Raw genomic sequence first — 2,656 nt, 5'->3', positions numbered from 1 at the left:
CTACCAGCGCCCGGTCAGCGCTTGCCCCAGCAAGCCGCCCTTGCGGGCAAAATCCGATTGCACCAGACGCTCGTCGATCACCGCGGCCGGGTCGGTCGCGGCCAGTTTCAGCACCGCCTCGGCCTGCCAGCCCGCCAGCAGCGCCGGACGCGCCGCCGCCGGGACCGAACGCTTTGCCCGCCGCGCCGCCTTGAGCCGCACCAAAGCGCCGGTCGCCAAGGCCGCCACACCTTCGGGGCGGCCATCCAGCAGCGGGATCCGCCCGCGCGCTTCAAGCGCCGGAACCGCCCGCAGCCAGTTGGCCACACCGCTGGCATAGGCGTAATCGCGGATCGCGGCCTCGCCGCCCCCGGCGCCCAAGGCCCGCGCCGCGACCCACATCAGGTGCCCGGCAGTGGCGTCGATATAGCGGTCGAAATCGGCCTGATCCTGAAACGGATCGCGGTAGCATTCCCAGCGCCGGGCCGCGATCAGATCATCCAGAACCGCCGCCCCCGCGCCGTCCAGCACCTCGGCCAGCGGCGTTACCACCTCGTGCCGGCGCACCACGCCGCCCTGCGCGATCTCGTCCAGCGCATCGCGCCACCATTGCAGGCGCATCTCGGCGATCATCGGCTCGGACGCCACCCACGGCGCGCGCGCCACCTCAAGATTGAAGGCATAGATCGGAAACAGCACCGCGCGGGCGGCGGGGGCCGCCGCCATCACCGCCAGAAACCGGTCGGGATCGCCGCGCTGAACCAGATCGGCGCAGGCCTGAACCGTCACGGGCGCGCCCCGTCGCGGATCAGTTTCCAGTTGATCGCATCGACCAGCGCCTCGAACGAGGCATCGACGATATTGGCGCTGACGCCGACGGTGGCCCAGCGGTTGCCCTTGCTGTCCTCGCTGTCGATGATGACGCGGGTGACGGCCTCGGTGCCGCCGCTGGTGATCCGCACCTTGAAATCGACCAGATGCATGTCGTCGATCAGCGCCTGATACTTGCCCAGATCCGATGCCAGCGCCTTGAACAGCGCGTTCACCGGGCCGCTGTCCTGTTCGTCATGCTGGTTGTCGTTCTGGTAAAAGCTGGTGGTCTTGCCATCGCGCATCTGCACGGTCACCACCGCCTCGGAGGCGACGACGATCTTGCCACGGGCGTTGCGACGGCGCTCGGTGATGACGCGGTAGCGTTCGACCTCGAAGAAATCGGGGCACCGGCCCAGCGCCCGGCGGGCGATCAGCTCGAAACTGGCCTGCGCGGTGTCATAGCTGTAGCCCTGCGATTCACGTTCCTTGATCTCGTCCAGGATCAACGCCAGTTCGGGCGCACCGGCAGCGACCTCAAGCCCGGCTTCGACCAGACGGCGGCGCAGGTTCGACTGACCGGCCTGATTGGACATCGGGATGATGCGCGAATTGCCGACCACTGCCGGGTCGATATGCTCATAGGTGGTCGGATCCTTCAGGATCGCGCTGGCATGCAGCCCGGCCTTATGCGCGAAGGCCGAGGCGCCGACATAGGGCGCCGATTTGACCGGAACGCGGTTCAGAATGTCATCCAGCAGCCGCGAGGCATGGGTCAGCCCGGCCAGATCGTCGTGGCTGACAGTAAAGTCAAAGCTGCTGGCATAGGGTTCTTTCAGCAGCAGCGTCGGGATCAGAGTGGTCAGGTTGGCATTGCCGCACCGCTCGCCCAGCCCGTTCAGCGTGCCCTGCACCTGCCGCACCCCGGCGTCGATCGCGGCCAGCGAGCTGGCCACCGCGTTGCCGGTGTCGTTATGGGTGTGGATGCCCAGATGATCGCCGGGGATACCGGCATTGATCACGGTTGCGGTGATCGCGCCCACTTCACCCGGCAGGGTGCCGCCATTGGTGTCGCACAGCACCACCCAGCGCGCCCCGGCCTGATAGGCGGTCAGCACGCAGGACAGCGCGTAATCGGGATTGGCCTTATAGCCGTCAAAGAAATGCTCGGCATCGAACAGCGCCTCACGGCCTTGGGCGACGATATGCTCGATCGAGGCGCGGATGTTCTCAAGGTTCTCGTCCAGCGTTATGCCCAGCGCTGTGGTGACATGGAAATCATGGCTTTTGCCGACCAGACAGACGGCGGGGGTGTTGGCGTTCAAGACCCCGGCCAGCACCTCGTCATTCGCAGCCGAGCGCCCGGCCCGCTTGGTCATGCCAAACGCGGTCATGGTGGCGCGGGTCTTGGGCGCGGCGTCGAAAAACGCGCTGTCGGTAGGGTTGGCACCGGGCCAGCCGCCTTCGATGTAATCGACGCCCAGAGCGTCCAGCGTGTTGGCGATGGTGATCTTTTCCTCGGTCGAGAATTGCACACCCTGCGTCTGCTGCCCGTCGCGCAGGGTGGTGTCGAAGATATAGAGCTTTTCTTTGGTCATTTTTATTTTCCTGCCTTGGAGGAACACGGGCAGAGCCCGACCGAGGGGGGCGCGAAAGCGCCCGCTGTGGGGGCGGTCGGGCGCTTCCCGTGCTGGCGCACGGGCTGAAGAAACTTGGTTTGGGTCATAGCAGCCCCTCAAGTTTAGAGGGGTCGAAGTTCGATCTGACTCGGAGTTCTACGCCATCCTTGCTCATCAGGACGTCCAGACCCGCGTCAACTAACTTAGCCTTGAGCGCATCCACTTTCGAGAAGTCCTTGTTCTGCTTT

General features: G+C 65.5%; 2 protein-coding genes. Both read right to left on the bottom strand.

Annotated elements, in window-relative coordinates; all coding sequences use genetic code 11:
* Positions 1–768 carry a squalene/phytoene synthase family protein gene (locus tag ABYW26_RS13005; protein ID WP_372605332.1) on the bottom strand — a complete coding sequence of 256 codons (768 nt, stop codon included), beginning with the start codon at positions 766–768 and terminating at the stop codon, positions 1–3.
* Positions 765–2,387 carry a citramalate synthase gene (gene cimA / locus ABYW26_RS13000; protein ID WP_372605331.1) on the bottom strand — a complete coding sequence of 541 codons (1,623 nt, stop codon included), beginning with the start codon at positions 2,385–2,387 and terminating at the stop codon, positions 765–767. Before cimA ends, ABYW26_RS13005 begins: the two co-directional genes overlap by 4 nt.
* Positions 2,388–2,656 lie beyond the last annotated feature (269 nt).

Source organism: Actibacterium sp. (genome assembly GCF_041584535.1).
In the GTDB taxonomy this organism is placed as follows: Bacteria; Pseudomonadota; Alphaproteobacteria; order Rhodobacterales; family Rhodobacteraceae; genus Actibacterium_D.
Note: the sequence above shows the minus strand (reverse complement) of the source record. Positions and strands in the feature narration are given on the sequence as shown.

What these genes read in the sequence shown, in the direction of transcription:
- cimA (WP_372605331.1), bottom strand. Translation starts at nt 2,387, where the DNA reads ATGACCAAAGAAAAGCTCTATATCTTCGACACCACCCTGCGCGACGGG.